We start from the raw sequence: 22,748 nt of genomic DNA on the forward strand, positions 1-22,748 counted from the left end.
CAGTGCCGCGTCCTTTTGTCTTGCCTTCCGCCTTTGCCCCTCGCTGTCGCTCCGGGCGTCGGCGGCCCGGCGGCGCTGCGCTGCTTGCAGCCAGCGCGCCGGCGAACGCGCCAATGGCCGCAGGCCGGGCGCGTTCGAGGCAAGACGCCTGCACATGGGAAGGCAGCGCGAAGTGCGGCGCGGATGCGCTCGCACTGCACGTGCGACGACATGCGGAAAGCCATGGGATCGGCATGCCCGATGGCACGACAAGATGCACGGCAACGTGCAGCGAGTCGGCGGCCATCATGGGCGTCGCTCCAGCCACACCGGATGCGCGATGCCGATCACGGTGGATGCGCTGACCGGGCCGAAATAGCGGCTGTCGAACGACGCCGGATTGGTCACGCTCAACAGGAACAGCTCGCCCGGTTCGAGGTGGCGGCAAAGCTGCAAGGATGGCAGAGGCCGGCCGATCCGGTCGGCAGGCAGCACGGCGGCCACCGGCACGTCGTCGATGCGTACCTGACCGGCGACGATGCAGACGTGTTGCGGCGGGACTGCGCCCACACGTTTGAGCAGCGGCACGCGGGTCGGCAGGTAGCCGCGCTGCGCAGCGAGCGCGGCGGCCGTGGCCGGCAGCGGCACCAGCACGATGCTGTCCACGGACAACGGACGTGGCAGCGGGGCGGTGCGCGGGTCGAACGGGGCGATGCGATACCAGCCGACCGCCACGCTGTCGGACGGGTTGTAGGTCAGGCGCGGCAGCGGCGACACGAAAGCCGCCCAGGCTAGCGCAGCAAAGCCGATGGCGGCCAGTGTCGCCACGACGATGCGAGTGCGCAGGCGCGAGCGAGGACGTGGCGCGATTTCGGGTGTGCGTGCGGTGGTGGAATCAGCGGTCATGGCAGCGCCCTCCCGGCCTGCCAGGCCGCGTGCCGCTCGGCGGTGTATTCGGGAAGCGCAAGGCGCGCCGCCAGACGGTTGCCCAGCGTGCGCCAGTACGCGGGCGACACGTCGACGGCGGCGATGCCCAGCGCCTCGATGGCGTCGATGCGTTCCAGCACGGCGCGCACGTTGGCATCGCCTTCGGCATGCAGCAGCAGGCGCGCGCCCGGCTGCACGCCGGGAATGCGCTGCATGGCGTCCAGTGGCGTGCAAGCCTGCATCACCATGAGCTGCCAGCGGATCGTGCCGTAGTCGTTGGCCTGCCAGCGGATGCGGCAGAGCATCGCGCCCGGCAGGAACACCGCGTAGCGTCGCCAGCGGTCGAGCCGCAGCGTGTGCGCGGGTTCGCCGAAGCGCAGGTGGAGCTTGAAGCGTAGTTCGATGTAGGCCAGCGAAACGCGGGTCAGCGGCACGTTGCTGGCCTGTCCGTCGGGTGCCGACAGCGCAGGTAGCGGCGCAGCCGATGCCGCGTTCGTGGCAGGCATTGCGGATGCCGTCATGGCGTGTTCTCCCTGCGGTGCTCGGGAAACTTCCGCTCCAGCAGCCCGCGCAGCAGGTCGGCCACGGTCACGCCTCGCGTGAAGGCCGACACTTTGATGCGCGCGCGCATGGCGGGCGTGATGTCGAGCGTGAGGCGGGCCGTGTAGAGGTCGCCTTTCTGGATGCTGTCGGCGTCGCCCTGGCGAATCCACGCCTCGGCGTGCGGATTCGCGGGCGGACGTGCGCCGATGCCGACGCGCTTGGCTGTGCGCGCGCCGTTGCGTGTGCTGTTGCCGCTGCTCATGTCGGCCACCGCAGCAGTTCATCGACCAGCGCGGCGATCTCGCGTGCGGCAGCGCTGTCGGGCGCCGTCTCGCGGGCGAGTCGGCCAGCGGCCACGCTGTCGGCGAAGACGATGCGCTGGCGCACTTCGCTGCGCAGCGCCGGCAGCGGCTGTTCGGCCAGCGATTGCCGTGCTTCCCTGCCGATGATGGTGGTACTGACGCGCCGATTGATGACGAAGGCCGCGCGCAGCGCAGGCCGGAACACCTGCGCCTCGCGGATCAGCGCCACCATCTCGGCGCTGGCCCAAAGGTCATACGGGCTGGGCTGCACAGGAATCAGCACACGCTCGGCCGCCAGCAGCGCGGAGCGCGCCAAGGCGGCGATGCGCGGCGGGCCGTCGATGATGACGTGATCGGTGCGGCTTGCCAGCTCTGGGGCTTCCTGATGCAGCGTTTCGCGAGCAAGGCCCACGGTGCTGAACAGCCGTGGCAAGCCCTGCTGGCTCTGGCGCTGTGTCCAGTCCAGCGATGAACCTTGCGGATCGGCGTCCAGCAGCAGGACATGCTGGCCGCGCAGCGCCAGCTCGCCGGCGATGTGCGTGGCGAGCGTGGTCTTGCCGACGCCGCCTTTCTGGTTGAGCAGTGCGACGATCATGGCCTGGCCCTCCCTGCTGGAAAGCCCGGCTGTTGCTGCTGCGTCTGTGGCCGCGCGGCGGTTGTCCACCGCAGCGGCGTTTCCCTACTACAAGTTAGAGAATTTGAGTTAGGGAAGTTAGAGGGCGCGGAAACCCAGTGCTGGCGCGGGTTTGCGGCCGATCGGCACGCCTGATAGCACGATAGTCCCACGCCTGATAGCACGATACCCCGCACGCCTGATAGCACGACACTGTTCACAGGCTTTCCCGGAGTTATCCCCGTGCCGTGGGCGGCACGGGCCGGAAGGTCAGTAGTTCGGCGCCGTTGTCCGGCATCCGCTCGATGCCCAGGACGTAGCCGGGCAGCGATTGCCGCGCGGCGAGCGCGCGCAGGTCGCAGGCGAAGTCGTAGGGCTTGGCGGTGCTGCCGGATTTCTGGTGCAGGTAACGGAAGTCGAACTGCCAGCCGTGTTCCTGCCGACCGCCGTGCTTGCGTACCAGGCGGTACAGCCACCGCTCGATGCCCCCCGTCAGCCGGAAATACGCCGGATCGATGGTCAGCACCAGGGCGGCGTCGAGCACGCCGGCATAGAACCAGTCCGGCAGGATCAGTTCGATGCCCAGCGGCGTGCCGCTGGCATCGGCCAGTTCCTTCCATTCGTTGATCCACGAAAAGCGGTGCAGGCGCCGCCCGGTCGTCTCGCGGATGGACGTGGCCACCGTGGTCGATTGCAGGCGATCCAGGGCCGCTTTGAGGCGCTGGTAGTCGCGCAGCGACTTGCCGCGCCCGATGAAGCGCAGGATCTCGTAAGGCGTGGCCTGCATCAGCCGGGAAGGCCGCAGGCCGGCGTCCTTCGCCTCCACGATCTGCGAGGCCGCCCAGATCAGCACGTCCGCGTCCCAGATCGTGGCGATGCCGTGCTCGGCCGTGCCTTCCACGCGGATCGTGACGTTGCCGGCGCGGAAGTCGATGGGCTTGACCCGCTTGGACTTCGCCAGCGAGAAGAACGGATAGGCCATCAAGTCCTGACTGTCGCGCGGTGCCATGTCGCCCGGCAAGGCGCGGAACAGGTCGAGCTGTTCGCGCTCCTGCACCGGCCGCTGCCGGTACGGCATCGCGGGACTGGACATGACGGCGGCCACCGGCGAACCAGCGATCAGCGGCGATCACGGTAGTCACCCGCGTGGCGCTCGGCGTACTCCGGGTCGGACGTGGCATCGAAACTGCGCGCATCGGCCCAGGCGTCGAGGTCGGCCACGGCGTACATGACGCGCCGGCCGAACTTGCGGAACTTCGGGCCGCCGCCGATCACGCGCTGTTTCTCCAGCGTGCGCGGCGACAGGCGCAGGTATTCGGCGGCTTCGTCATTGGTCAGGTAGCGTTGGGGCTGCGAGGGCGCAGTGACGGCAGCGGCGGCGGGCCGCAAGGGAGCGGGTCGCATGGGATGAACCTCCATCGGTCGATAAGGCCGGCGGCACCAGCGCGGCCGGATGGAAGCAGTCTCAAGAAAGCAAGGCTTTCTGCTCAGGGACGAATTGCAGGGGCCGCGAAACGTCCCCCCCTTACTGCAACGGCGGCATCGGAAGTTGCGCCAGGCGGCGGTAGCCGCCGCGCATCAATCCCTCGCACCGGCGCACCAGCCGGCGCACGCGGGCGCGCAAGGCGCTGTCGGCGTGCCAGTCGGCCGCGACGGCATCGGCGCCGAACAGCCCTTCGGCCACCTTGCGCAAGGACGCGCCCGCCAGGGTCGCGTCGAGCGCCTGCAAGGTGTGCAACTCCAGCAGTGCGGCGGGCGTGGGCCGGGAGCGGGCCGCCGCCGCGGGCGCGGCATCCGTCGCCACGGCCAGGGCATCCAGCTCGGCCGCGAGCGTGCGATAGCGCGCGCAGGGCGTGGCGCAGGCACGGATGGCGTAGAGGTAGGCCATGCCGTCTTCCAGGCCCGGCCCGAGCGCAAGCCGCAGGCAGCAGCCGGGCCAGTGCGATACCAGCACCAGGCGCTTGCCGTCGTGGATCAGTTGCTTGCGGCCAGGCACGCGCCAGAACTCGAAGGCGTAGGCTTCGGGCGGTGGGTCGGCATCGGGATAAAGCTGCACCACGGCGTCATGGTCGGGAAACCAGGCCGGATGTGCGTCGCGCGCATCCAGGGCCGGGTCTTCCAGCAGGCGCAGGCCCCACGCCTGCGCCGCGTCCGGCCGGCGGCGACGGCGCAGCCAGTCGCGGCGGTAGTCGGGATTGCGGCGCAGGTATTCCCAGGCCAGCGCCGGGCCGTCCAGATGCAGGACGTAGAGATACGCGGCGGTCGGATACCAGTGTTCAATGCTCGGCTCGGCCATGACGATGCCTCCTGACGGTCAGCAGGAACGTCGCCACGGTTTTCGCGTGCGGGAGCTATTGCCTCAACATCAAAGCGTCATCGTTGTCGGGTAGGCTGTAACGGTAGGTGTCAAGACTGATTGGCTCCGGTGCATTGCGAAACTCGTCTGAATGCGACGGCTACGCCGCCGGAAATCGACGGGCAGCATCGGATACCGTGCCGCAGCCCGCGCCAAAGACCATGACTGTTTGCAGCACGGTCGCACCGCTTCGGTGCAAGAGTGCGGGTTCAGACGTGTCGGGTCTTGAGTGAGACTGAAATAGTCACAATGCGCCCCGGCCGCGCCGAAGGGTTCCGGTCAATCCGTGATCGAACCGTTCTCCTGCGCCAGCCGGACGTACTCCGACAGCGGGCGCACCGCCTGGAAATAGCGATCCCGCATTACCGGCTGTTTGTGCGGCCCGACGATGGATGCCAGGGCCGATAGCTGCACCGTGCCCAGGTCGGGCATCCCGATGCCGAGGTCGATCAGTCCCCAACAGGTGTCGCCATCCGCAGGATCGAGCGATGCCAGCAGCCAGGTCACATGCGCGTCGGGGGTGAACAGGCGCACCACCGGGAACGGGTCGATGCACCGGCCAATGGCGCGCGCCTCGCCGTTGGCGAGCAGCCGCGCGCGTTGCTCTTCGGTGATGAGCGGGTTCATGGCAGCCTTTCCCACTCGGATGCACGGAGCCGCCAAAGCGCATCGGCACCTTCGCGTACATGCACGAAGGCGCAAGCCCACGCAAACCATAGGTGGCGGCGAGGTACTCATTGGCGCAGGCGTTGAAGACTGTCAGGAAAGCGCGTGGCTTGAGCCAGGAAGCGTTCTCCGACGTGTCCAGCCGCACCTATATGAGTACGTTGGAGCGCGATCTGAAAAGCCCGACCATCAGCAAGCTGGCCGAGCTGTGCGAAGTGATGGAGGTGCATCCGCTCACGTTGCTGACGCTGGCCTATGCCGGCAACAGCACGCGCAAGGCCGAGCAGCTTCTGGCGCAGGTGCGGCAGGAGCTGAAAGAGATTGGTCAAGATGGCTCTGAATAAACGATTGGCCAGGAATGAACGTCCAGCGCCATCCCAAGAAAGTGACGGACTAGCCTGGACGTGCAAATGAAATGGAAAAGCAGGAACCTTAGAGAACTCGCCCACATTGTGTGCGGCGACACTGACAATTTTCGTTATCGCTCCAGCAGTTACATCACTGAATTTTTCCAGGATTGCGACCTAGATTACGTCCATGACGGTTCAACCCGATGGGCATGGGTTGCAAGCAGGCTGGAAGAAGTGTTGTCACTACCACATCCCAGCCCATCGGTTCCGCCAGACGCCTTCATCCGAATCATCCGTGCCACCCTCGATAAAGGCGACGCGCAAGACGGTGACCCCGAGCGAAGCAAGGCACTTTCCACGTTGAACATCGTACTAGCGCGCGAAGGTTGGGAGGCGTTCTACGATGAGCATGGCATCGGGCAGCTTCGCCACATTGCCACGAACACCGTTGCGCAGATGGCAAACCCGCATCGCCCTCTGACTCCAGCGGAAGTCGAGCGTCGGGAGCAACTCACTGCCTATTTGAACAAGTGCTCCGAAGATGAATTGATCGAGGAAGTGCTACTGCCACTGTTTCGTCAGCTCGGATTTCACCGCATCACGGCAGCAGGTCACAAAGACAAGGCGTTGGAGTTTGGCAAGGACGTGTGGATGAAATATACCCTGCCGACCCTTCATGTTCTTTACTTTGGCATCCAAGCGAAGAGGGGAAAGCTGGACTCATCAGGCGTCGGGAAGGATGGCTCCGCCAATGTCGCCGAGATACACAACCAGGCAAACATGATGCTCGGGCACGAGATATTCGACCCAGAGCTGAACCGTCGCGTGCTGGTCGATCATGCCTTTATCGTCGCCGGTAGCGAAATAACGAAACAGGCAAGGAACTGGCTTGGAAACAAGCTTGACGCTGCTAAACGTTCGCAGATTTTGTTCATGGATAGGGATGACATCCTCAACCTGTTCATCGTTACGAATCTACCGCTGCCGAAGGGAGCACTACCTCCCGAGAGGACTGTGGATCAACTCGATGACGACATCCCGTTCTAGCAGAGGGTCCGAGCAGCCGACCGAGAAGAACGATCACATGTCCCGCCCAGTGCCGGAATGGTTCACGATCGCCGAAGACGCCACGCCGAAGGTGATGGAGCGCGTCGGTAGCGCCGTCACCGCTAATGCAATGGTGCCACAGGTGAAATCGGCTCCAATGCTGGCGCACTGGTTCGTACTGGATACCCTGTTGCTGGCAAATCAGGCCAATCGCGACGGAATGCACGCCAATGCCCTTGCGTTGACGCGGCAATGCGTAGAGGCCATCAGCATCATCGAGTTGGGGATATGCAGGCATCCCGATGTCGAAGCAACGCTGCTTAAGTGGGATGCCGATGAACTGACACCCGGCAAGCTGCGGGCATGGCTGCAAGCGAATGTTTGGCACGGTTATGGGGTGGGCCTTTGGAGCGAGCCTTGGTCCACCTTCATGCGTGAGTTCGCTGGCGCGGTTCAGCCCTATGCTCACTATGGTCGCGCTCTTGCGCAATGGCAGCTACGTCTTCTTCGCTTCCACGACGCAGGCCAACCCGACGCCGACTCGCATGCCATCATTGAGATGCGCCCGCACGCCTACGATGCGCAAAAGGCCACTCGCATCACCCTGTTTCACGCCCTGCTTTCCTACGTACTCGGGCGAACTTGGGCGGCGGCAAACCCCGCCGATGCGGAATTCGCCGCCCTGATCGCACGACTTGGCTTGGCATTGGGCAAGTCGCGCTATCTCGATGGACGTCAAACCGACTGGGGCCAGCAGTTCTGGGCGATGGTCTGGGAGCGAGGCGGCGGAACGATCCTCGAATAGTCACCGCGCCGCGTAATAATAGTTACCCATTGCACGGTCTGGAGATGTCCTTGAAACTGCACCTGTTAATAGATACATGCGTTTGGCTGGATTTGGCCAAAGACTATCGGCAGTTTCCGCTTCTTGATGCGCTGGTCGCCATGAAAGAGGCTGGCGAGCTTGAAATAGTGCTCCCAGAAATCGTGGTAGAGGAATTCAACCGCAACAAGGAGCGAGTCATCTCGGAAAGCAAACGCAGCCTTTCAAGCCATTTCAGGCTAGTGCGCGAAGCGATGCTAAAGTTCGCGCCCCAAGATGGACGCGATGCCGCGATTCAAAGATTGAATGAAGTTGATCATCGAATTGTCGTTGGGGGCGAGGCAGTGAACGATGCGGTCGAGATCATAGAAAAAATGTTCTCATCAGCGACTCATATCGCACTGATCGATACTATTAAAGCACGGGCCGCAGATCGAGCCATCGCAAAGATTGCGCCGTTTCATCGTCAACGCAATGGGATAGATGATGCAATCCTCATCGAGACCTACATTGATGTGATTGCGGCCAAGTCCAGCACAGACGACGTGTACGGCTTTGTGACCCATAACACTCACGACTTCAGCGATCGCAGCGGTGACACACGTTTGCCGCACCCCGACCTAGCTGCACTGTTCGATAACAGCGGTTCCCGCTATGCGACGAACCTTGGCCCACTATTGGGTGAATTCGCCGAAGACCTGCTGGACGAAGTAAAGTTTGAGCGAGAATTTGGTCAAGAGCCACGCAAACTATCCGAACTGCTAGAGGCCGAACACAGGCTTTTCAAGCAGGTCTGGTACAACCGGCATTGGAATCTGCGCACTGCCATAGAACGCAGCAAGCACAGGCTCGTCAGCCGTGAGGAGTGGGAGCAGATGCCCTCTAAGAAACGGAATGATGTGACCATCGATACCGTCTGGGAAGTAGCTCTTGCATCAGCCAAGCGAACCGAGGATGAACTTGGCCCGGACGAAATTGGCCCGTGGGATGATTTTGAGTGGGGAATGATAAATGGCAAGCTGTCTGCCATCCGGTGGATGTTAGGCGACGATTGGGACATGCTCGACACATAATGTCGTTTCATTGAAACGACAAAACATTGGGCGTAGTCAGATAACAGAACTAGAGCGTGTTCTGAACTTTGAGCGCCGAAATAGCAGCGAGACTAGAGTGCGGGGATGCCCCGCAAGGCGATACCGCATTGGGCGCTGGTTTGAAAGTAGGAACCACGGACGTACAAGCTTGGCTCTCAAACGGCACGCCAACGATGGGCTTGGTCGGCCGGCTTTTGAAGGATAGGCGTTGACGCGATGAAGCTAAACAAGGCTTGGTGGGAGCATCTGGCGCCGAAGTCGATGATTGCACGGCGGCGCGAGGTTGAGCAGCTGCTTGAAGACTTCGTGCGGTCATCCGACTACGGGCGGGAATGGGCGCGGGTAGCTGCGAATCCCCACGGCGTATTTAGGCTCAAGCCAGGCCAAGTGATACCGGTGGTGCGCATGATTTTCATGGGCGACCGGCCGGGCTTCATATCTCCGTTCCGGAAGCTCATGGATGGGCACAGAACGGTGGACCGCAAGCCAGAGTACGGTCTCGGCGCCCTGGGTGAAGGCGAGTTAGCTATCCAGCCTACGATTTCGGTGGAAATCGTTACTGACCCCGCGTACTTGGCTGCTGCCATGCGCGGAGCTACGCAGATTGACGAAAGCGCCATCAGGAGTCCTAGCCTCGTATTTTCGGTGCCCGCGCACTTCCTGCTAGCGCCCAAGCACTACCCCGAACGCGCATACGTCCTCTACCAGCACATCTTCGGCGCTGGTGGGTCGTACCCCGACGACGGGTCCTTTTATGTGGGTGTGTCCACCCGTAGCTGGCAAAAGCGCTGGTCCGAGCACCGCCGTGCGATTGAGACGGGCAGTCCATTGCTTTTCCATCGCCGATTTCGAGAAGAGCAAGAGGGTGGGCGTCTCACGTATGTGCACCACAAGGTGATGGCTATCACCGACGATCTGGAGCAGCTCTACGAGGCGGAAGAGTTCTTGGTAGAAGGGCATTGGGATGACGAACGCCGGCTCAACATGGTGCCGGGCGGAAAGAGCGGCCTGCGCTACCTGCGCGAAAACGGATTGCTTTCGAAAGGCGTCGTTCCTCTGCCCGATGACCGCGACAAGATTCTGCACAAGTGGCTAAATGACCATCCCCGCTTGGGATTACCGGCGCCATGGGTCACCGAAAAGTGGAAGGACAACGACTGGGCGATAGCGCAAATTTGCGGGCGGGACGGGCGCTTATCCGTGGTCCAAGTCAAGGCAATACGCGAGCTCGCCAAAGACCACACACCCGAGGAAATTTACGTGCGCATCGGGGCGAAAGACGTGGACCAAGTGAAACGAGTCTTGGATGGAAAAACCTACGCACGAATAGCCTGATCTCCCAAGTGCTGTACCAAGCTTTTCAATGCCGCACGACCGCAGGCTTCTGCCAGTAGTTCATAACACGCTCTAGGCGTAGCAAAAAGGGGCCGAAGCCCCCAAAGTCAGAGCAGACCACGCTCTGCAAACGACGTAGCATCGGCACCTGCGACGATGACGTGATCCAGCATGCGAACGTCCATCAGCGCCAACGCCTGCTTGAGCTGCTGGGTCAGTACCCGGTCGGCGCCGCTCGGCTCCGGGTTCCCGCTCGGATGGTTGTGGCTGACGATGACCGCCGCCGCGTTGAGCCGCAGCGCCTGCTTGACCACCTCGCGCGGATGCACCTCGGCCGAATCGATCGTGCCGTGGAACATCTCCACGTAGTCGATCAACCGATGGCGCGTGTCCATGAACAGCACCGCGAAGACTTCGTGCTCGAAGCCGGCCAGCTTGGCGCGCAGGTAGTTCTTGACCGCCGCCGGCGAAGTGAAAGCCTCGCCGCGCTGCATCTTCTGTTCGATGACCTGGCGCGCGGCTTCCAGAATCTGGTCGGCGTCCGCCGGCCGATAGCGCCCGCGGCCATCGCGCACCATCAGCGGCGTATCGAGAGAGAGGGACAGTTGCGATATGATCGTGCTCCGGTTGCTCGGGCGGAATTGCCCGGAACCGGCACCTCACGGCGCAGCGCAAGCCGTCACAGGAGCGCAGCCGGCCACGGCAGCAAGCGTGCGAGCACGCGCAGTCCTTGCACGGCGAGAACGCCGTGATACGGTGAAAGGGACAGCAAGACCGCCCACACCCGCTAACGCACAGGGCTGCCTTTGGACAAGCGGAGCGCGCAGGCCCGGATTAACAACCCGGGCCGAAGGCGTCAGGGGTCAGCGCCGAATGGCCGCGATTCGGCACGAAGCGCGGGGCGCAGCCCGCGAACCCGACGGCGGCACGCCGGGACGCGCCTTATGTTTCCACGGCAACGACGTTGGCCACGGGGAGTTTCTGGGCGACGGCGGTATAGAGGTCCACGTCCGTCTGTGGCGTCCGGATCGAGACCACGAGGCTGTATCGCGCTGGCAACGCATAGCGTTCCAGCGCAGGCCGTGTCCGCCACCAGCCAGCAGACGGGTAGACCGCGATAAAGCCACGGCTGGCCAGTTCAGCGGCGGTGCCTTTCCACACATCCTGATGCAACGAGCCACGATGCCGCCTCTGGCCGCCCAGTAGCCAGTTCGGATCGGAAGGATTGACCGGATCGCCATCACTCTCGTCTTCACGTTGAGCGGCGGCATTCAGCCGTGCAATGAAGTGATCGGTAGAAGCATCCAGCGCGCGCTGCACATCGAAACGCAAACGATGCGAAGGGTAGTGATACTTCGACGCGACGCCCCGTGCCGAAGGATTGGGCTCGACGAAGTACGACAGCGTGACACGCATCTCCACGGGCGTGTCTTGCAATGCCTCCAACTCGTCCTTCGGCCATGGCAAGGAATGCAGGTTCATATCGCGGGTGACGACCCCTTTGCCCTGAATCTTTGCATATGGATGCACCAAATCTTCAACCACCAGCGTCAAGGAATCGCTCGCGCTCCACAGTGCGCGGTCCAGGTCCGGCGTACCCCAACCGCAGTGACGGACCAAATTGACGAAGTGATCTTTGTTTGGAGCAGTCGGCAAAAACATCGCACGCATGGCATCGCTCCATTGCGCCGAATGAACGAGCAATGCGCGCACCGTCTCCGCCCGAAGATGTGGATAGGCAGCCATGATCCGGGCCGCCATGCCGGCACACAGTGCGGAGGCAGCGCTGGTAGCATTGCTGGTGGTGAACAAGCGTGCCTGCGGCTGATTGTGGGCGGTCAGCAGGCTCAAACTGGTCATCCAAGATGCACCAAGATCATCCTTAGCCGCGTTGCCGCCTTCCAGCACAACATCAGGCTTGAGCGGCCAAGCGCGATCCCAGGTTTGTGTCGTGGTGGTAAACGGGCTTAGCCCACCCACTCCGGCAATCGGATTCAATGACGGATGCCCCTGTGTGTCGATCTTATCGGTGCAAGCGCCCACGGTGATGGCATTCCATGCCTGCCCTGGATCATGCACAAGGTTGGTGGCCAGGCAGTCGGGATATGTTGTCCACGCATTGGCATCACGATTGTTGCCGGCGGAGAGCACGAACAGACGCGAGTTCTCGCCGGCACCATCCGCATCCGCCGCAAGGCCATCAACAGCAGCCGACCATGAAGAAGGCCGGCCCCTGTCCCGATAGTCCGAAGCCGTCACGGCAGAAGTGAACACGCGGGTGCGAGCTGGCGCAGAGATCTCGGGGCGGGCGACGCCTTCCGCGAATAGGTAGGCGTGGTGCCGCGCATCGCCTTCGTTGGCACCTTCCGCAGGCAACAGCTTGACCGACTCCAGCCGATGCGGGACGCTGATCGAGTCCGCAGAAGACAGGGCATCGGTGAGGTCACCATAAGCTGCCAGACCGGCCAGTCCTGTGCCGTGATCCGCTTGGTCATCCACGCCCCATGCCGGCTCCACGGTGTGCAAGTCCGTCGCGTCCATCAAGGGCTCCAGCAGTGGATGCGCGCGAGTCACGCCCGAATCCAGCAGGCAGACCCGGGGGGCATCGTCTGCGGGTTGCAACAGCGCACGCCGCAGCAGATCGTCCGCCCATTGGCGCTGTTCTTCCACCTCCATGCCGTCGAAGAATTCGGCGGTCTCTTTGGCATAGCGAAGCTCGGCCACGCAGTTCAAGGTCATCACCGAGCGCGAGAGTTGCTGTTGCGAGCCATACATCAGCAGCACCGTGCGTTCAGGGAAGTTCGCCTGCTCGTCACTGACCACACAATCTGCCAGGCGGGCGAGCTTCTTGAAATCTTCCACCACGGCTTGCCGCTGCCCTGCACCTCGAACCGGTAGCCACACTTCCCACCAAAAAGCCGTGACGGGATCAGCCGGCAGCAGTTCGGGCGCATCGGTCCACAACGCCCTTATCTCTGCTGCCCGGATGGATTCGATAGCGTCGAGCAGCTTTCGATGATCAAGCGCCTGATTCTTGTTGCCCTTCTTCTCCGCCAGGTAGTCCGCGACATATTGTTCGAAGTGTGCGAGCCCTCCATCCGGGACGAAGATGTTGGCGAGCGTGCGGTTGCCCTCTTCGCGGACGCTCAGGAGCTCGATCTTCTTGGTCGCATTGGCCAGACTCTCAAACGCCAGCACCACATCTGGCTGGCTGATGAACTGAATTTGCAGGCCAAGCCCGCTTTCCAGTTGCAGTTCCTGTTGGACGCGCACGGCCTCGGCTGCTGCAGGCTTCAAGTCCTCGATCTGCCCTTGAAGGGAAGCTGCATGCTGCTGTCTGGGCTGAACTGGAATGTCCTTCTGCTTCACGGGCGAAGACTTCGCCGTGAATTCAACTGCTCGTGATGTGTTTCGAAGAATGAGGTGTGGACGCTTAGCTTGCGGTTGATCCGGCATGGTTCTGCACAGCCTTCTTATCGTTCATTCTGATGCTGAATTTCCGGCGTTCCTCAAAGGCCCGCGCCAGCGCCTCAGACACCACGCGGTCCTCGTCGTGCATCACAGCTTCCTTAATGGACTCGTCCACGGCGCGCCTGATTTCCGCGTAGCTCAACCCCTCCGCCTTCGCGGTGAGAGCTTTCAGAGGAAAGGGCTTGGGTGCAAACTTCCCTAGCCGCGCCTGCAGCAGCTTGGCGGCTTGTGGCCCGCTCGGTAGCCGGTACTCGATCACGTTATCGAATCGACGGAAAAGCGCGTAGTCAAGTATCTCCACATGGTTGGTCGCAGCAAGGATCAGGCTGTGAGACTGATCGCTCTCGATCATTTGTAGAAAGCTGTTGAGCACCCGCCTAATCTCACCTACGTCGTTTGCGAGTCCTCGCTGCGAGCCAATAGCATCGAACTCGTCAAAGAAGTAAACGCCGCGAACCTCACTGATGGCGTCGAATATCTGACGCAGCTTGGCGGCCGTTTCTCCCATGAACTTGGTGATGAGGGCATCGAGCCTCACGGAGAACAAGGGGATTCCAAGCTCACCCGCCAGCACGGAGGCCGTCATTGTCTTGCCAGTGCCGGGCGGCCCCACCAGCAGTAGTTTGCGTCGTGGCGTCAGGCCATATTCGCGGATGCGCAAATGATGCTTCTGCTCTTTCAGGATGCGGCCAAGCTGCTCGGCCACATCGTTATCGAGCACCATGTCTACAAGCCGATTCTTCGGATAGGCCACCGTTAGCAGGTTCGCCAACTCGCCGCGGGGGCGCGCCAGAGGCACTAGATTAGCCGACGCACTAGCAGGCGACACGCGAGCCTTGGCCGCATCAATCATGTCCCGCAGTTCCTGAGCCAGCTTGCCGTGGCCCACCTTAGCTTCACGGGCGGCGACCTGCATGGCAACAGAATAAAAGTGCTGATCGTCCCGCTCGATATGGGATTTAACCAACGCCTTGAGTTGTTCGGCATTAGCCATAACGGCCTCCCACTTGCGCTGTCGTATTGGCCGACGTCTCCAGTGATGCCAGCGCAGACTGCATCAACTGATCGGCGAGATGCTCATCAATGTCACCCAGTTCATCCTGATCGGCAGCCAAAACAAAAAGTAGACCGACAGGTACGTGCAATGCCTCGGCGATCTTGGCAACTGTTGAAAGCGTCGGATCGCGCTTGTTGTTCTCAAGCATCGACAGATATGACACTGAGCAACTTGCCCGGGTCGCAATCGCACTCTGCGAAACGCCACGCTGCGTCCGGCACAATCGAATGGCTTGGCCTACATTCATGAGGTTCGCTTTCTCAAGGGTTGCGACAAGCGTGAGGATGAATCAATTTTACCACCAGTGAACCTCATTCCTCCCTTCCTGACAAGAGAGCACTGGCGACGCTGTCCGCTTCGCTGAGGGGATGAAGGCATCGAGGATGCTGATGGGCTCATATTGCAGGTACCGCCAAGGACTCACTTCTCTGTGCGCCTGTGATTGCCTGCCGCCGGCTCGCTACCAGCTCGGCCGCATCGCGCACAGGCTTGTCCTCGGTGTGGACGTAATGCATGAACATCGCCACGGTCTTGTGGCCCGTCAGCTTCATGCCGACCTTGGTGGGCACGCCCGAATTGGCAATGTCGGTCGTGGCGCGGTGGCGAATGCCGTGCGTGCCGACGTGCGGCACGCCGGCGGCCTTGAGCACGCGCTTCCAGCCGCCATAGTGCTCGCCGTGGGTCAGATGCCGGGCCGGGTCATTCGGCGATGGCAGGACGTAGGGGCAGCCTTCTCGGCGCGGCGCAGTGGACAGCAAGCGATAGGCTTCCTCGCTCATGGGCTTGGAAATCCCGCCGGTCTTGCTGTCCGGCCAGACGACACGACGCTTTTCCAGATCAACCCACGCCCATTCAAGCGGGCAGATTTCGGAACGGCGGGCGGCGAACTCGAATTGCAGGCGGATTGCCAGCGGGATGACGTAGTTCTCCAGTCCTTCCGCCTCCAAGTGCTCCAGGTGACGGAAGATCCGTACCAACTCATCGTCCACGATGAGCCGGGTTTCCTTGCCGGGCGGGTACATCGGGACGTGGCGGCAAGGGTTCGTGCCGTCCGGGCGTAGCCCCCACACTTCGGCCAGGTTGAACATCTTGCGCAGCACGCCAAAGGTGCGGTTGGCCTCGGCCTGCTTGTAGGCCAGCTTCTTCATCAGCGCAGCCACGTCCGGGCGCTTCACATCCTGTACCTTCATCCGGCCCATGATCGGGATGATGCAGCGGTCGATGACACCCTGATAGCCGCGCTGCGTACTGGGCTTGTTGCGCTGCTTGGAGTAGTCCTCCATGAAGGTGTGGCAAAACTCCTTCATGGTCGGTGCCTTGCGGGCGGCATTCTTGGCCGCGCTGGGGTCGCCGCCCTTGCGCACCTCGGCCAGCCACTCCTGCGCCATCGTGCGTGCCTGATCGACGGTCAGTTCCCCGTACTGCCCCAGGGCAGGCTTGCGGCGCTCGCCGGCGTTCGTGCGGTACTGGAGCATGAACACCTTGCGGCCGGCCGGGGTGATCTTGCACAGGAAGCCGGGAACTACGGTATCCCGCAGTTCGATGGCCAGCGCCTGGGGCTTTGCCGCATCGACGGCGGACTTGGTGAGCTTGATTCTTGCCATGATGACTCCTCGGAAACCCCGGTTTCCAAGAGCCACATGGGAGCCACGCGACCGGAAGCCAGGTCAAGTTTCGGAAAGCACCGGCATATGTTGAACTCGCCTAAGTGATTGATAAACCTGCTGTAGCGGGCTTAGGCGCAGTCCAGCGAAGTACCGGGCTGGAGTCATCGTCAAACAAAAAAAGAGCGGCACATTGGCCGCCCCAGGGCTCCGGAGACAACCGGAATTTTTATTCGCACCCCATCTGCGCGGCGGACTGGGTAAACAGGTCGGTCGATTGCTTGCACTGCGCCGCCAGCGCCGTCTTGTCCGACACGCTGGCCCATTGCGTGCGGGCCGCGTCGAGCTGCTGGCGGAACGTCGCCACGGCCGGGCTGTTGGCGCCCAGCTTGTCCATGCACGCATTCACCTTGCGGATATAGGCGTCGCACTCGGCCGGCACGTCCCCGGCGCTTGCCGTGGAAGCCGGCGCCGGCGCGGCGCTGGATGGCGCCGTGGAGGACGGCGCGGGCGTGGCTGGCGCCGCGGTCGACGGCGCCGTCGTGGATGGCGTGGACGTGGCAGGGGCCGAAGCCGCCGGCTTGTCATCCTTCTTGTCGCAAGCGGTCAGGACGGTCGCGGCCAGCAACAGCGCGGCCGCGATCGCGGTCTTCCTAGCGGTATTCCCAGATAGGCGATTCATGGTTTCCTCTTTCCCATCGTTCCGGCGGTCGAATGCCGCCGTGGCGGATATTGCCGGGGCGCCGGTCACGCACGCCGTTCGGACGAAGCCATTCTTCATGCAGGCCCCATTTCCACACAACGTCAGCATGTAAGCCAGCGTATCAATACCGTCCCGAGGACCCTGGCGCGGCCGCCTGCGATCCGCACATGATGGGCGCAGGATTTTCATCCCTAAGGATGCTATCCATATTCTGTAGGGCCGCATCAATTCGCTACAAAAAACCCAGTCCGACAACATACGGTAGCGGAGTCATGCACCACGTTGTGCACCAGTCATGTGCGCGACGTACCACGATCCTCCCTATCTTGGGGCAATCCGGCCGCGCCACCGCCACGCCCGCCCCTGGCGTCGTCGAAACCGGGACCTTTCACGCCCGCCATGCCTCCGGCGAACGCATTCGCCCATGTCCAGCGCCGCGTCAGCAATGGATTGACCAAAATTGGCATGGATATTGCTTTTCACGCAATGCCTAGCGCAAACCATGAGAGGAATAAGCCATGAAACTCATTATCGCCATCATCAAGCCGTTCAAGCTCGACGAGGTGCGAGTGGCTCTGTCCGGAATTGGCGTCCAAGGACTGACCGTCACTGAAGTCAAGGGTTTTGGACGCCAGAAGGGCCACACCGAACTTTATCGGGGCGCGGAATACGCCGTCGACTTCCTGCCCAAGCTGCGCGTGGACGCCGCGGTGCCGGACGACCTGGTCGAACAGGCCATCGAAACCATCGAGCAAGCCGCCCGCACGGGCAAGATCGGCGACGGCAAGATTTTTGTCGCCCCCCTGGAGCAGGTCATCCGCATCCGGACCGGCGAAGCAGGCGAAGCAGCACTGTAAATAACGAATAAAGACGCTATTGGAGCCATTACAAATGGATAAAGCAGATATCTCGTGGATGCTGGTATCGACACTGCTGGTGTTGATGATGGCAGTTCCCGGCCTGGCCCTGTTCTACGGCGGGTTGGTGCGCAGCAAGAACGTGTTGTCGGTATTGATGCAGGTCATGGGCACTTTCGTCCTGGGCCTGGTGCTGTGGTTCATCTACGGTTATTCGCTGGCCTTCACGGAAGGCAACGCCTTCTTCGGCGGTTTCTCCCGCGCCTTTTTCTCGGGCATGTTCTCGCCGGCCGACGGCAAGTACGCCATGTCGGCCACGCTGACCGAATTGCTGTTCGCCTCCTTCCAGGCGACCTTCGCCGGCATCACCTGCGCGCTGATAGTCGGCAGCTTCGCCGAACGCGCCCGCTTTTCCGCGGTGCTGGTGTTCACGGTGATCTGGTTTACCTTCGCCTACGTGCCCATCGCCCACATGGTGTGGTTCGCCTCGCCCACCGCGCCCGGCCTGATGAACGCCAAGGGCGCGCTGGACTTCGCCGGCGGCACGGTGGTGCACATCAACGCCGGTGTCGCCGGCCTGGTGGGCGCCTACGTGATCGGCAAGCGCGTGGGCTATGGCCGTGAAGCCATGCAGCCGCACAACCTGCCCATGGTCATGATCGGCGCTTCGCTGCTGTGGGTGGGCTGGTTCGGCTTCAACGCCGGCTCCGCGCTGATGTCGAATGAACAAGCCACCCTCGCCTTCTTCAACACCATGATCGCCACCGCCGCCGCCGTGCTGGCCTGGCTGTTCACGGAATGGGCGCTCAAGGGCAAGCCCTCCATGCTGGGCGCCGCCTCGGGCGCGGTGGCCGGCTTGGTCGCCATCACCCCCGCTGCCGGCCTGGTCGGCATGGTCGGCGCCTTCATCATCGGCATCGCCGGCGGCGTGATCTGCGTCTGGGGCGTGAACGGCCTGAAGCGCCTGCTCAAGGCGGACGACGCGCTGGACGTGTTCGGCGTGCACGGCGTGGGCGGCATCACCGGCGCCCTGCTGACCGGCGTGTTCAACGCCCAGGCGCTGGGCGGCCCGGGCCTGAAGACGGCCGGGGAAATCGGCGGCCAGGTGTGGGTGCAGTTCGAAGGCGTGGTCCTGACCATCGTCTGGTCCGGCATCGTCGCCTGGATCGCCTACAAGATCGCCGACATGGTCTGCGGCCTGCGCGTGCCGGAAGACGTCGAGCGCGAAGGCCTGGACATCACCTGCCACGGGGAATCGGCGTACCACAGCTAGGATCGGTATCGATCCCGGCCCTCACGGACAGGGCCGGGACGGAACACAAGGGGAAACGGGGCGCTCGCGAGCGCCCCGTTTTTTATGGTGCCGGCGCGGCCAAGTGAAGCCCACCCCGTACCCGCTTCGCGGGCCCCCTCAAGGGGGCGGCGTTGGCGGACCGGCGGAGCCGGATCCGCGACGCCCTGGATGGGCATTGAGGCTTGCGCCCGGCCTTTTCAAGGCTGATTGAGGGTTTCCAGGTCGACCGGCAGCGCGCGGTTGAGCACCGAGGCCACCTTCACGCGCAAGGCGTTGGAATGCGCGCGCCGGATCTCGCGCTTGACGTCCAGCAACTGCTGCGGATGCATGGAAAACTCGGTCAGGCCCAGCCCCAGCAGCAAGCGCGTGAGCTGCGCGTCGCCCGCCATTTCCCCGCACACGGCCACCGGCTTGCCGGCCCGTTCGCCGGCATTGATGGTGTGCGACAGCAGGCGCAGGATGGCCGGATGCAGCGCGTCGTACAAGGACGCCACCTGCACGTCGCCGCGATCGATGGCCAGCGTGTACTGGATCAGGTCGTTGGTGCCAATGGACAGGAAATCCAGCGCCTGGGCGAAGGGCTCGATGGCGATCGCGATGGCGGGCACCTCGACCATCGCGCCCAGCTCGATGTGCGGCGCGTAGGCCTGGCCGCGCGCATCCAGTTCCAGCCGCGCCGCGTCCAGCGCCTGCCGCGTGGCCACGACCTCGTGCATGTGCGAGACCATGGGAATCAGCAGGCGCACCGGGCCGTGCGCCGACGCGCGCAGGATGGCGCGCAACTGGGTGGCGAACATTTCCGGCCGCGCCAGGCAATAACGGATGGCGCGCTGGCCCAGGGCCGGGTTGATGGCCACCGTCGCCTCGTCGTCCAGCGTCTTGTCCGAGCCGATGTCCAGCGTGCGGATGGTCACCGGCCGGCCGGCCATGACCCGCAGCACCGAGGTATAGGCCTGGTACTGCTCCTCCTCGCCGGGCAACTGGCGGCGCCCCATGAAAAGGAATTCGCTGCGGAACAGGCCGATGCCTTCGGCGCCCGACGCCAGCGCCAGCTCCGCCTCTTCCGGCAATTCGATATTGGCGTGCAGCGTGACGCCTATGCCGTCCAGGGTGATGGCGGGCTCGTCGCGCAGCAGCGCCAGCTCCGCCCGCTCCTCGGCATAGGCGCGCTGGCGCTCGCGGTATTCGTTCAGGATGGCCGGCGAGGGATTGACGATGACCGCGCCGCTGCCGCCGTCCACGATCAGCATGTCGCCGTCGCGCACCAGTTCGCGCACGTGCCCCAGGGCGACGACCGCCGGCACGCCCATGCTGCGCGCGACGATGGCCGTATGCGAGGTGGCGCCGCCCAGGTCCGTGACGAAGGCCAGGAAACGCCCGCCGCGCAGCCGCAGCATGTCGGCGGGAGAAATATCGTGGGCCACCACGACCAGCGGGTCGTTGCCGTCGACCCGGCTGGGATCGGGGATGGCGGACGTGCCCACCAGCACGTGCAGCACGCGTTCGATGACCTGGCGCACGTCGCCCCCGCGCTCGCGCAGGTACTCGTCCTCCATGGCGTCGAACTGCTCGCCCAGCAACTGGCCTTGCGTGGTCAGCGCCCACTCGGCGTTGTAGTGCCGTTCCTCGATCAAGCCCAGGGCCTGCTGCGCCAGCAGGGGATCGCCCAGCAGCAGGCGGTGCACGTTGAGCATGGCGCCGAGTTCGCGCGGGGCGTCCTCGGGCAGGGTGTCGGCCATCTGCAGCAGCTCGTCCTGCGCCTTCTGCAGCGCGGCGGTCAGGCGCTCGCGCTCGGCGGGGACCTCTTCGGGGGCGATGCGATAGTGGGCGACCTCCAGGGCCGCCGCGCCCATGACGACGGCGCGGCCGATGGCATAGCCGCGCGCCACGCCCTGGCCGTACAGGCACAGCACCGCGCTGGGGGCGGCGCCGGCGCCGCCGTCCTGGCCGGCCGCGGATTGCGCCGGAGCCGAAGCGGCGGCGGGAGGAACGGCTTTATTCGTGCTCACCGAATTTGCTGTCGAACAGGGCTTCGATATCCGCGAGCGCCCGCTCGGCGTCGGCGCCGGTGGCGTCCAGCTTGACGGTCACGCCCAGGCCGGCCGCCAGCATCATGACGCCCATGATGCTCTTGGCATTCACACGCTGCGCGCCCCGGGAGATATAGATATCGCAGTTGTATTTGCTTGCCAACTGAGTGAGCTTGGCGGCGGCCCGCGCATGCAAACCCAATTTATTGCTGATGACGATCTCGGAATTAGCCATAGGAGGAGGAGCGCGGAGCGACTGCAAAATCATGCCGGCGCATCGCCGGCATACGATGGATCAGAATTTTAAACTCAGTCTACACGTAATACGCCCTGCACCCCGCCCGCCAAGGCCTTTTCCCGGGTTTCCGCCAGGGAAAGATTGCGGTAGGTGAGCGCCCGCAGCAGCATGGGCGTATTCAGGCCGGCCAGGACGGCGCATTGCACCCCCTGCGCCTGCGCTTCCAGCACGGCGCGCTTGGCGATGTTGGCGGGCGTCGCGCCGACCAGGTCGGTCAGCACCAGCACCCCGCCGCCGTCGCGGCCCAGCCGCAGGATGTCGGCCACCACCGCCGGCGCGCGCGCCTCCGGCATGTCGTCCGCCTGGATGTCATGGACCGCGACGTTGTCGATCTTGCCCATGACGTGGCCCGCGCAGTCCAGCATGGCGGACCCGAGCGGCGTATGGACGACGATGACGATGCCGGTCATCATGCCTCCGTCAGGCCGCCGCGCTCACGGCGCGTTCCAGCGCCTTGGCGAACATTTCCGGCACGTCGAAGCCGGTCTGCTCGGTGATCTCGACGAAGCAGGTGGGGCTGGTCACGTTGACCTCGGTGACGTAGTCGCCGATCACGTCCAGGCCGACCAGCAGCAGGCCGCGCGCCGCCAGGCGCGGCGCCACCGATTCCGCGATGTAGCGGTCGCGCTCGGAAAGGGGCTGGGCCACGCCGCGGCCGCCCGCCGCCAGGTTGCCGCGGGTTTCGCCGGCCATGGGGATGCGCGCCAGCGCGTAGGGCACCGGCTCGCCGCCGATCAACAGGATGCGCTTGTCGCCATTGACGATTTCCGGGATGTAGCGCTGGGCCATGATGGTCCGCGTGCCGGTGTCCGTCAGGGTTTCCAGGATGGCGTTCAGATTCAGCTCGCCATCGCGCAGCCGGAAGATCCCCGTGCCGCCCATGCCGTCCAGCGGCTTGACGATGACGTCGCGGTGCTCGGCGTGAAACGCGCGGATGCGCGCCATGTCGCGCGTCACCAGCGTCGGAACGGTGAATTCCGGGAACTCGGTGATGGCCAGTTTTTCGGGATGATTGCGTATGGCCGCGCCGTGATTGAACACCCTGGCGCCCTGGGCCTCCGCATACTCCAGCAGGTGCGTGGAGTAGACGTATTCCATGTCGAAGGGCGGATCCTTGCGCATCAGCACGGCGTCGAAAGCCGCCAGCGGCTGGTCGGCCGGCGCGCCGTCGTCCTGCCACCAGTCGTGGCCATGGAAATCGGCATCGGCGCGCAGCGAGATCGGCGTCGCCCGGACCGACACCTTGCCGCCGTCGATATAGAGGTCCCCCTGCAGGGCCACGCTGAGGCGATGCCCGCGTTTGACCAGGGCGCGCATCATGGCGACGGAACTATCCTTGTACGCCTTCAGCAGCGGCAAGGGATCGATAACGAACAAAACATGCATTGCGGCACCCGCA

Annotated in this window: 25 protein-coding genes; 7 read left to right on the top strand and 18 right to left on the bottom strand. The window is 63.5% G+C overall.

Annotation, left to right across the window (positions count from 1 at the left end):
• Window positions 1-285 precede the first annotated feature (285 nt).
• The 8 genes from CAL29_RS18150 to CAL29_RS18190 all read right to left on the bottom strand — a co-directional run bounded on the left by CAL29_RS18150 (window position 286) and on the right by CAL29_RS18190 (window position 5,347).
• The gene (locus CAL29_RS18150) at window positions 286-885 is read right to left on the bottom strand and encodes a S26 family signal peptidase (protein WP_094854467.1); all 600 of its coding nucleotides are present in this window, start codon (window positions 883-885) and stop codon (window positions 286-288) included.
• The gene (locus CAL29_RS18155; protein ID WP_094854468.1) at window positions 882-1,427 is read right to left on the bottom strand and encodes a DUF2840 domain-containing protein; all 546 of its coding nucleotides are present in this window, start codon (window positions 1,425-1,427) and stop codon (window positions 882-884) included. The genes CAL29_RS18150 and CAL29_RS18155 overlap by 4 nt, the downstream gene beginning before the upstream one ends.
• Window positions 1,424-1,711, bottom strand: a complete 288-nt coding sequence (locus CAL29_RS18160) for a chromosome partitioning protein ParB (protein ID WP_094856734.1) — start codon at window positions 1,709-1,711, stop codon at window positions 1,424-1,426. Before CAL29_RS18160 ends, CAL29_RS18155 begins: the two co-directional genes overlap by 4 nt.
• A complete protein-coding gene (gene parA, locus CAL29_RS18165; protein ID WP_094854469.1) occupies window positions 1,708-2,346 on the bottom strand; it encodes a ParA family partition ATPase in 639 nt (212 codons plus the stop codon). Before parA ends, CAL29_RS18160 begins: the two co-directional genes overlap by 4 nt.
• A 253-nt stretch (window positions 2,347-2,599) precedes the next feature.
• Window positions 2,600-3,457 (bottom strand): replication initiator protein A, encoded by an 858-nt coding sequence (locus CAL29_RS18175; protein ID WP_094856735.1) that lies wholly within the window; start codon window positions 3,455-3,457, stop codon window positions 2,600-2,602.
• Window positions 3,458-3,483: 26 nt separating this feature from the next.
• On the bottom strand, window positions 3,484-3,768 hold the full coding sequence (locus tag CAL29_RS18180; protein WP_057684238.1) for a helix-turn-helix transcriptional regulator: 285 nt from the start codon (window positions 3,766-3,768) through the stop codon (window positions 3,484-3,486).
• 121 nt (window positions 3,769-3,889) lie between these two features.
• A complete protein-coding gene (locus CAL29_RS18185; RefSeq protein ID WP_094854471.1) occupies window positions 3,890-4,660 on the bottom strand; it encodes a DUF2285 domain-containing protein in 771 nt (256 codons plus the stop codon).
• Window positions 4,661-4,999: 339 nt separating this feature from the next.
• Window positions 5,000-5,347, bottom strand: a complete 348-nt coding sequence (locus CAL29_RS18190; RefSeq protein ID WP_094854472.1) for a DUF2958 domain-containing protein — start codon at window positions 5,345-5,347, stop codon at window positions 5,000-5,002.
• A gap of 92 nt (window positions 5,348-5,439) precedes the next feature.
• On the opposite strand from CAL29_RS18190, the gene CAL29_RS18195 reads away from it, so the two are divergent.
• From CAL29_RS18195 to CAL29_RS18215, 5 genes are all read left to right on the top strand, one after another.
• Complete coding sequence (locus tag CAL29_RS18195; protein ID WP_094854473.1) at window positions 5,440-5,730, top strand: helix-turn-helix domain-containing protein; 291 nt, start codon at window positions 5,440-5,442, stop codon at window positions 5,728-5,730.
• A 66-nt stretch (window positions 5,731-5,796) separates the two neighbouring features.
• Complete coding sequence (locus CAL29_RS18200; protein ID WP_094854474.1) at window positions 5,797-6,783, top strand: hypothetical protein; 987 nt, start codon at window positions 5,797-5,799, stop codon at window positions 6,781-6,783.
• Window positions 6,764-7,588: a hypothetical protein gene (locus tag CAL29_RS18205; protein ID WP_143277697.1), complete on the top strand. Its 825-nt coding sequence runs from the start codon at window positions 6,764-6,766 to the stop codon at window positions 7,586-7,588. Before CAL29_RS18200 ends, CAL29_RS18205 begins: the two co-directional genes overlap by 20 nt.
• Window positions 7,589-7,632: 44 nt before the next feature.
• On the top strand, window positions 7,633-8,679 hold the full coding sequence (locus CAL29_RS18210) for a PIN domain-containing protein (RefSeq protein ID WP_218831875.1): 1,047 nt from the start codon (window positions 7,633-7,635) through the stop codon (window positions 8,677-8,679).
• A gap of 237 nt (window positions 8,680-8,916) precedes the next feature.
• Complete coding sequence (locus tag CAL29_RS18215) at window positions 8,917-10,035, top strand: hypothetical protein (protein WP_094854476.1); 1,119 nt, start codon at window positions 8,917-8,919, stop codon at window positions 10,033-10,035.
• 107 nt (window positions 10,036-10,142) lie between these two features.
• Here the strand turns inward: CAL29_RS18215 and radC are convergent, their stop codons facing one another.
• The 6 genes from radC to CAL29_RS31330 form a co-directional block, all read right to left on the bottom strand.
• Window positions 10,143-10,649 (bottom strand): RadC family protein, encoded by a 507-nt coding sequence (gene radC / locus CAL29_RS18220; RefSeq protein ID WP_094854477.1) that lies wholly within the window; start codon window positions 10,647-10,649, stop codon window positions 10,143-10,145.
• A 328-nt stretch (window positions 10,650-10,977) separates the two neighbouring features.
• Window positions 10,978-13,404, bottom strand: a complete 2,427-nt coding sequence (locus CAL29_RS18225; RefSeq protein ID WP_218831876.1) for a S8 family peptidase — start codon at window positions 13,402-13,404, stop codon at window positions 10,978-10,980.
• Window positions 13,405-13,468: 64 nt separating this feature from the next.
• A complete protein-coding gene (locus tag CAL29_RS18230) occupies window positions 13,469-14,500 on the bottom strand; it encodes an AAA family ATPase (RefSeq protein WP_094854479.1) in 1,032 nt (343 codons plus the stop codon).
• A complete protein-coding gene (locus tag CAL29_RS18235; RefSeq protein WP_094854480.1) occupies window positions 14,493-14,810 on the bottom strand; it encodes a helix-turn-helix domain-containing protein in 318 nt (105 codons plus the stop codon). The genes CAL29_RS18230 and CAL29_RS18235 overlap by 8 nt, the downstream gene beginning before the upstream one ends.
• A gap of 148 nt (window positions 14,811-14,958) precedes the next feature.
• Window positions 14,959-16,167, bottom strand: coding sequence for a tyrosine-type recombinase/integrase (locus CAL29_RS18240; protein WP_094854481.1), 1,209 nt, complete (start codon window positions 16,165-16,167; stop codon window positions 14,959-14,961).
• Window positions 16,168-16,396: 229 nt separating this feature from the next.
• Window positions 16,397-16,849, bottom strand: coding sequence for a glutaconyl-CoA decarboxylase subunit gamma (locus tag CAL29_RS31330; RefSeq protein ID WP_179284100.1), 453 nt, complete (start codon window positions 16,847-16,849; stop codon window positions 16,397-16,399).
• A 539-nt stretch (window positions 16,850-17,388) separates the two neighbouring features.
• Here CAL29_RS31330 and glnK point away from each other — a divergent pair.
• Window positions 17,389-17,727 carry a P-II family nitrogen regulator gene (glnK, locus tag CAL29_RS18250; protein ID WP_094854483.1) on the top strand — a complete coding sequence of 113 codons (339 nt, stop codon included), beginning with the start codon at window positions 17,389-17,391 and terminating at the stop codon, window positions 17,725-17,727.
• Window positions 17,728-17,761: 34 nt separating this feature from the next.
• Window positions 17,762-19,000 carry an ammonium transporter gene (gene amt / locus CAL29_RS18255; RefSeq protein ID WP_094854484.1) on the top strand — a complete coding sequence of 413 codons (1,239 nt, stop codon included), beginning with the start codon at window positions 17,762-17,764 and terminating at the stop codon, window positions 18,998-19,000.
• A 218-nt stretch (window positions 19,001-19,218) separates the two neighbouring features.
• Here amt and ptsP read toward each other — a convergent pair whose 3' ends face one another.
• The 4 genes from ptsP to gshB all read right to left on the bottom strand — a co-directional run bounded on the left by ptsP (window position 19,219) and on the right by gshB (window position 22,735).
• On the bottom strand, window positions 19,219-20,925 hold the full coding sequence (gene ptsP / locus CAL29_RS18260) for a phosphoenolpyruvate--protein phosphotransferase (RefSeq protein ID WP_256977849.1): 1,707 nt from the start codon (window positions 20,923-20,925) through the stop codon (window positions 19,219-19,221).
• A 91-nt stretch (window positions 20,926-21,016) separates the two neighbouring features.
• Window positions 21,017-21,286, bottom strand: coding sequence for an HPr family phosphocarrier protein (locus CAL29_RS18265; protein ID WP_094854485.1), 270 nt, complete (start codon window positions 21,284-21,286; stop codon window positions 21,017-21,019).
• A gap of 74 nt (window positions 21,287-21,360) precedes the next feature.
• Window positions 21,361-21,759, bottom strand: a complete 399-nt coding sequence (locus CAL29_RS18270; protein WP_094856738.1) for a PTS sugar transporter subunit IIA — start codon at window positions 21,757-21,759, stop codon at window positions 21,361-21,363.
• Between the two features lie 10 nt (window positions 21,760-21,769).
• Window positions 21,770-22,735, bottom strand: coding sequence for a glutathione synthase (gshB, locus tag CAL29_RS18275; RefSeq protein ID WP_094854486.1), 966 nt, complete (start codon window positions 22,733-22,735; stop codon window positions 21,770-21,772).
• Window positions 22,736-22,748: the final 13 nt, after the last annotated feature.

Origin of the sequence: Bordetella genomosp. 10 (genome assembly GCF_002261225.1) — a bacterium.
GTDB lineage: Bacteria > Pseudomonadota > Gammaproteobacteria > Burkholderiales > Burkholderiaceae_B > Bordetella_C.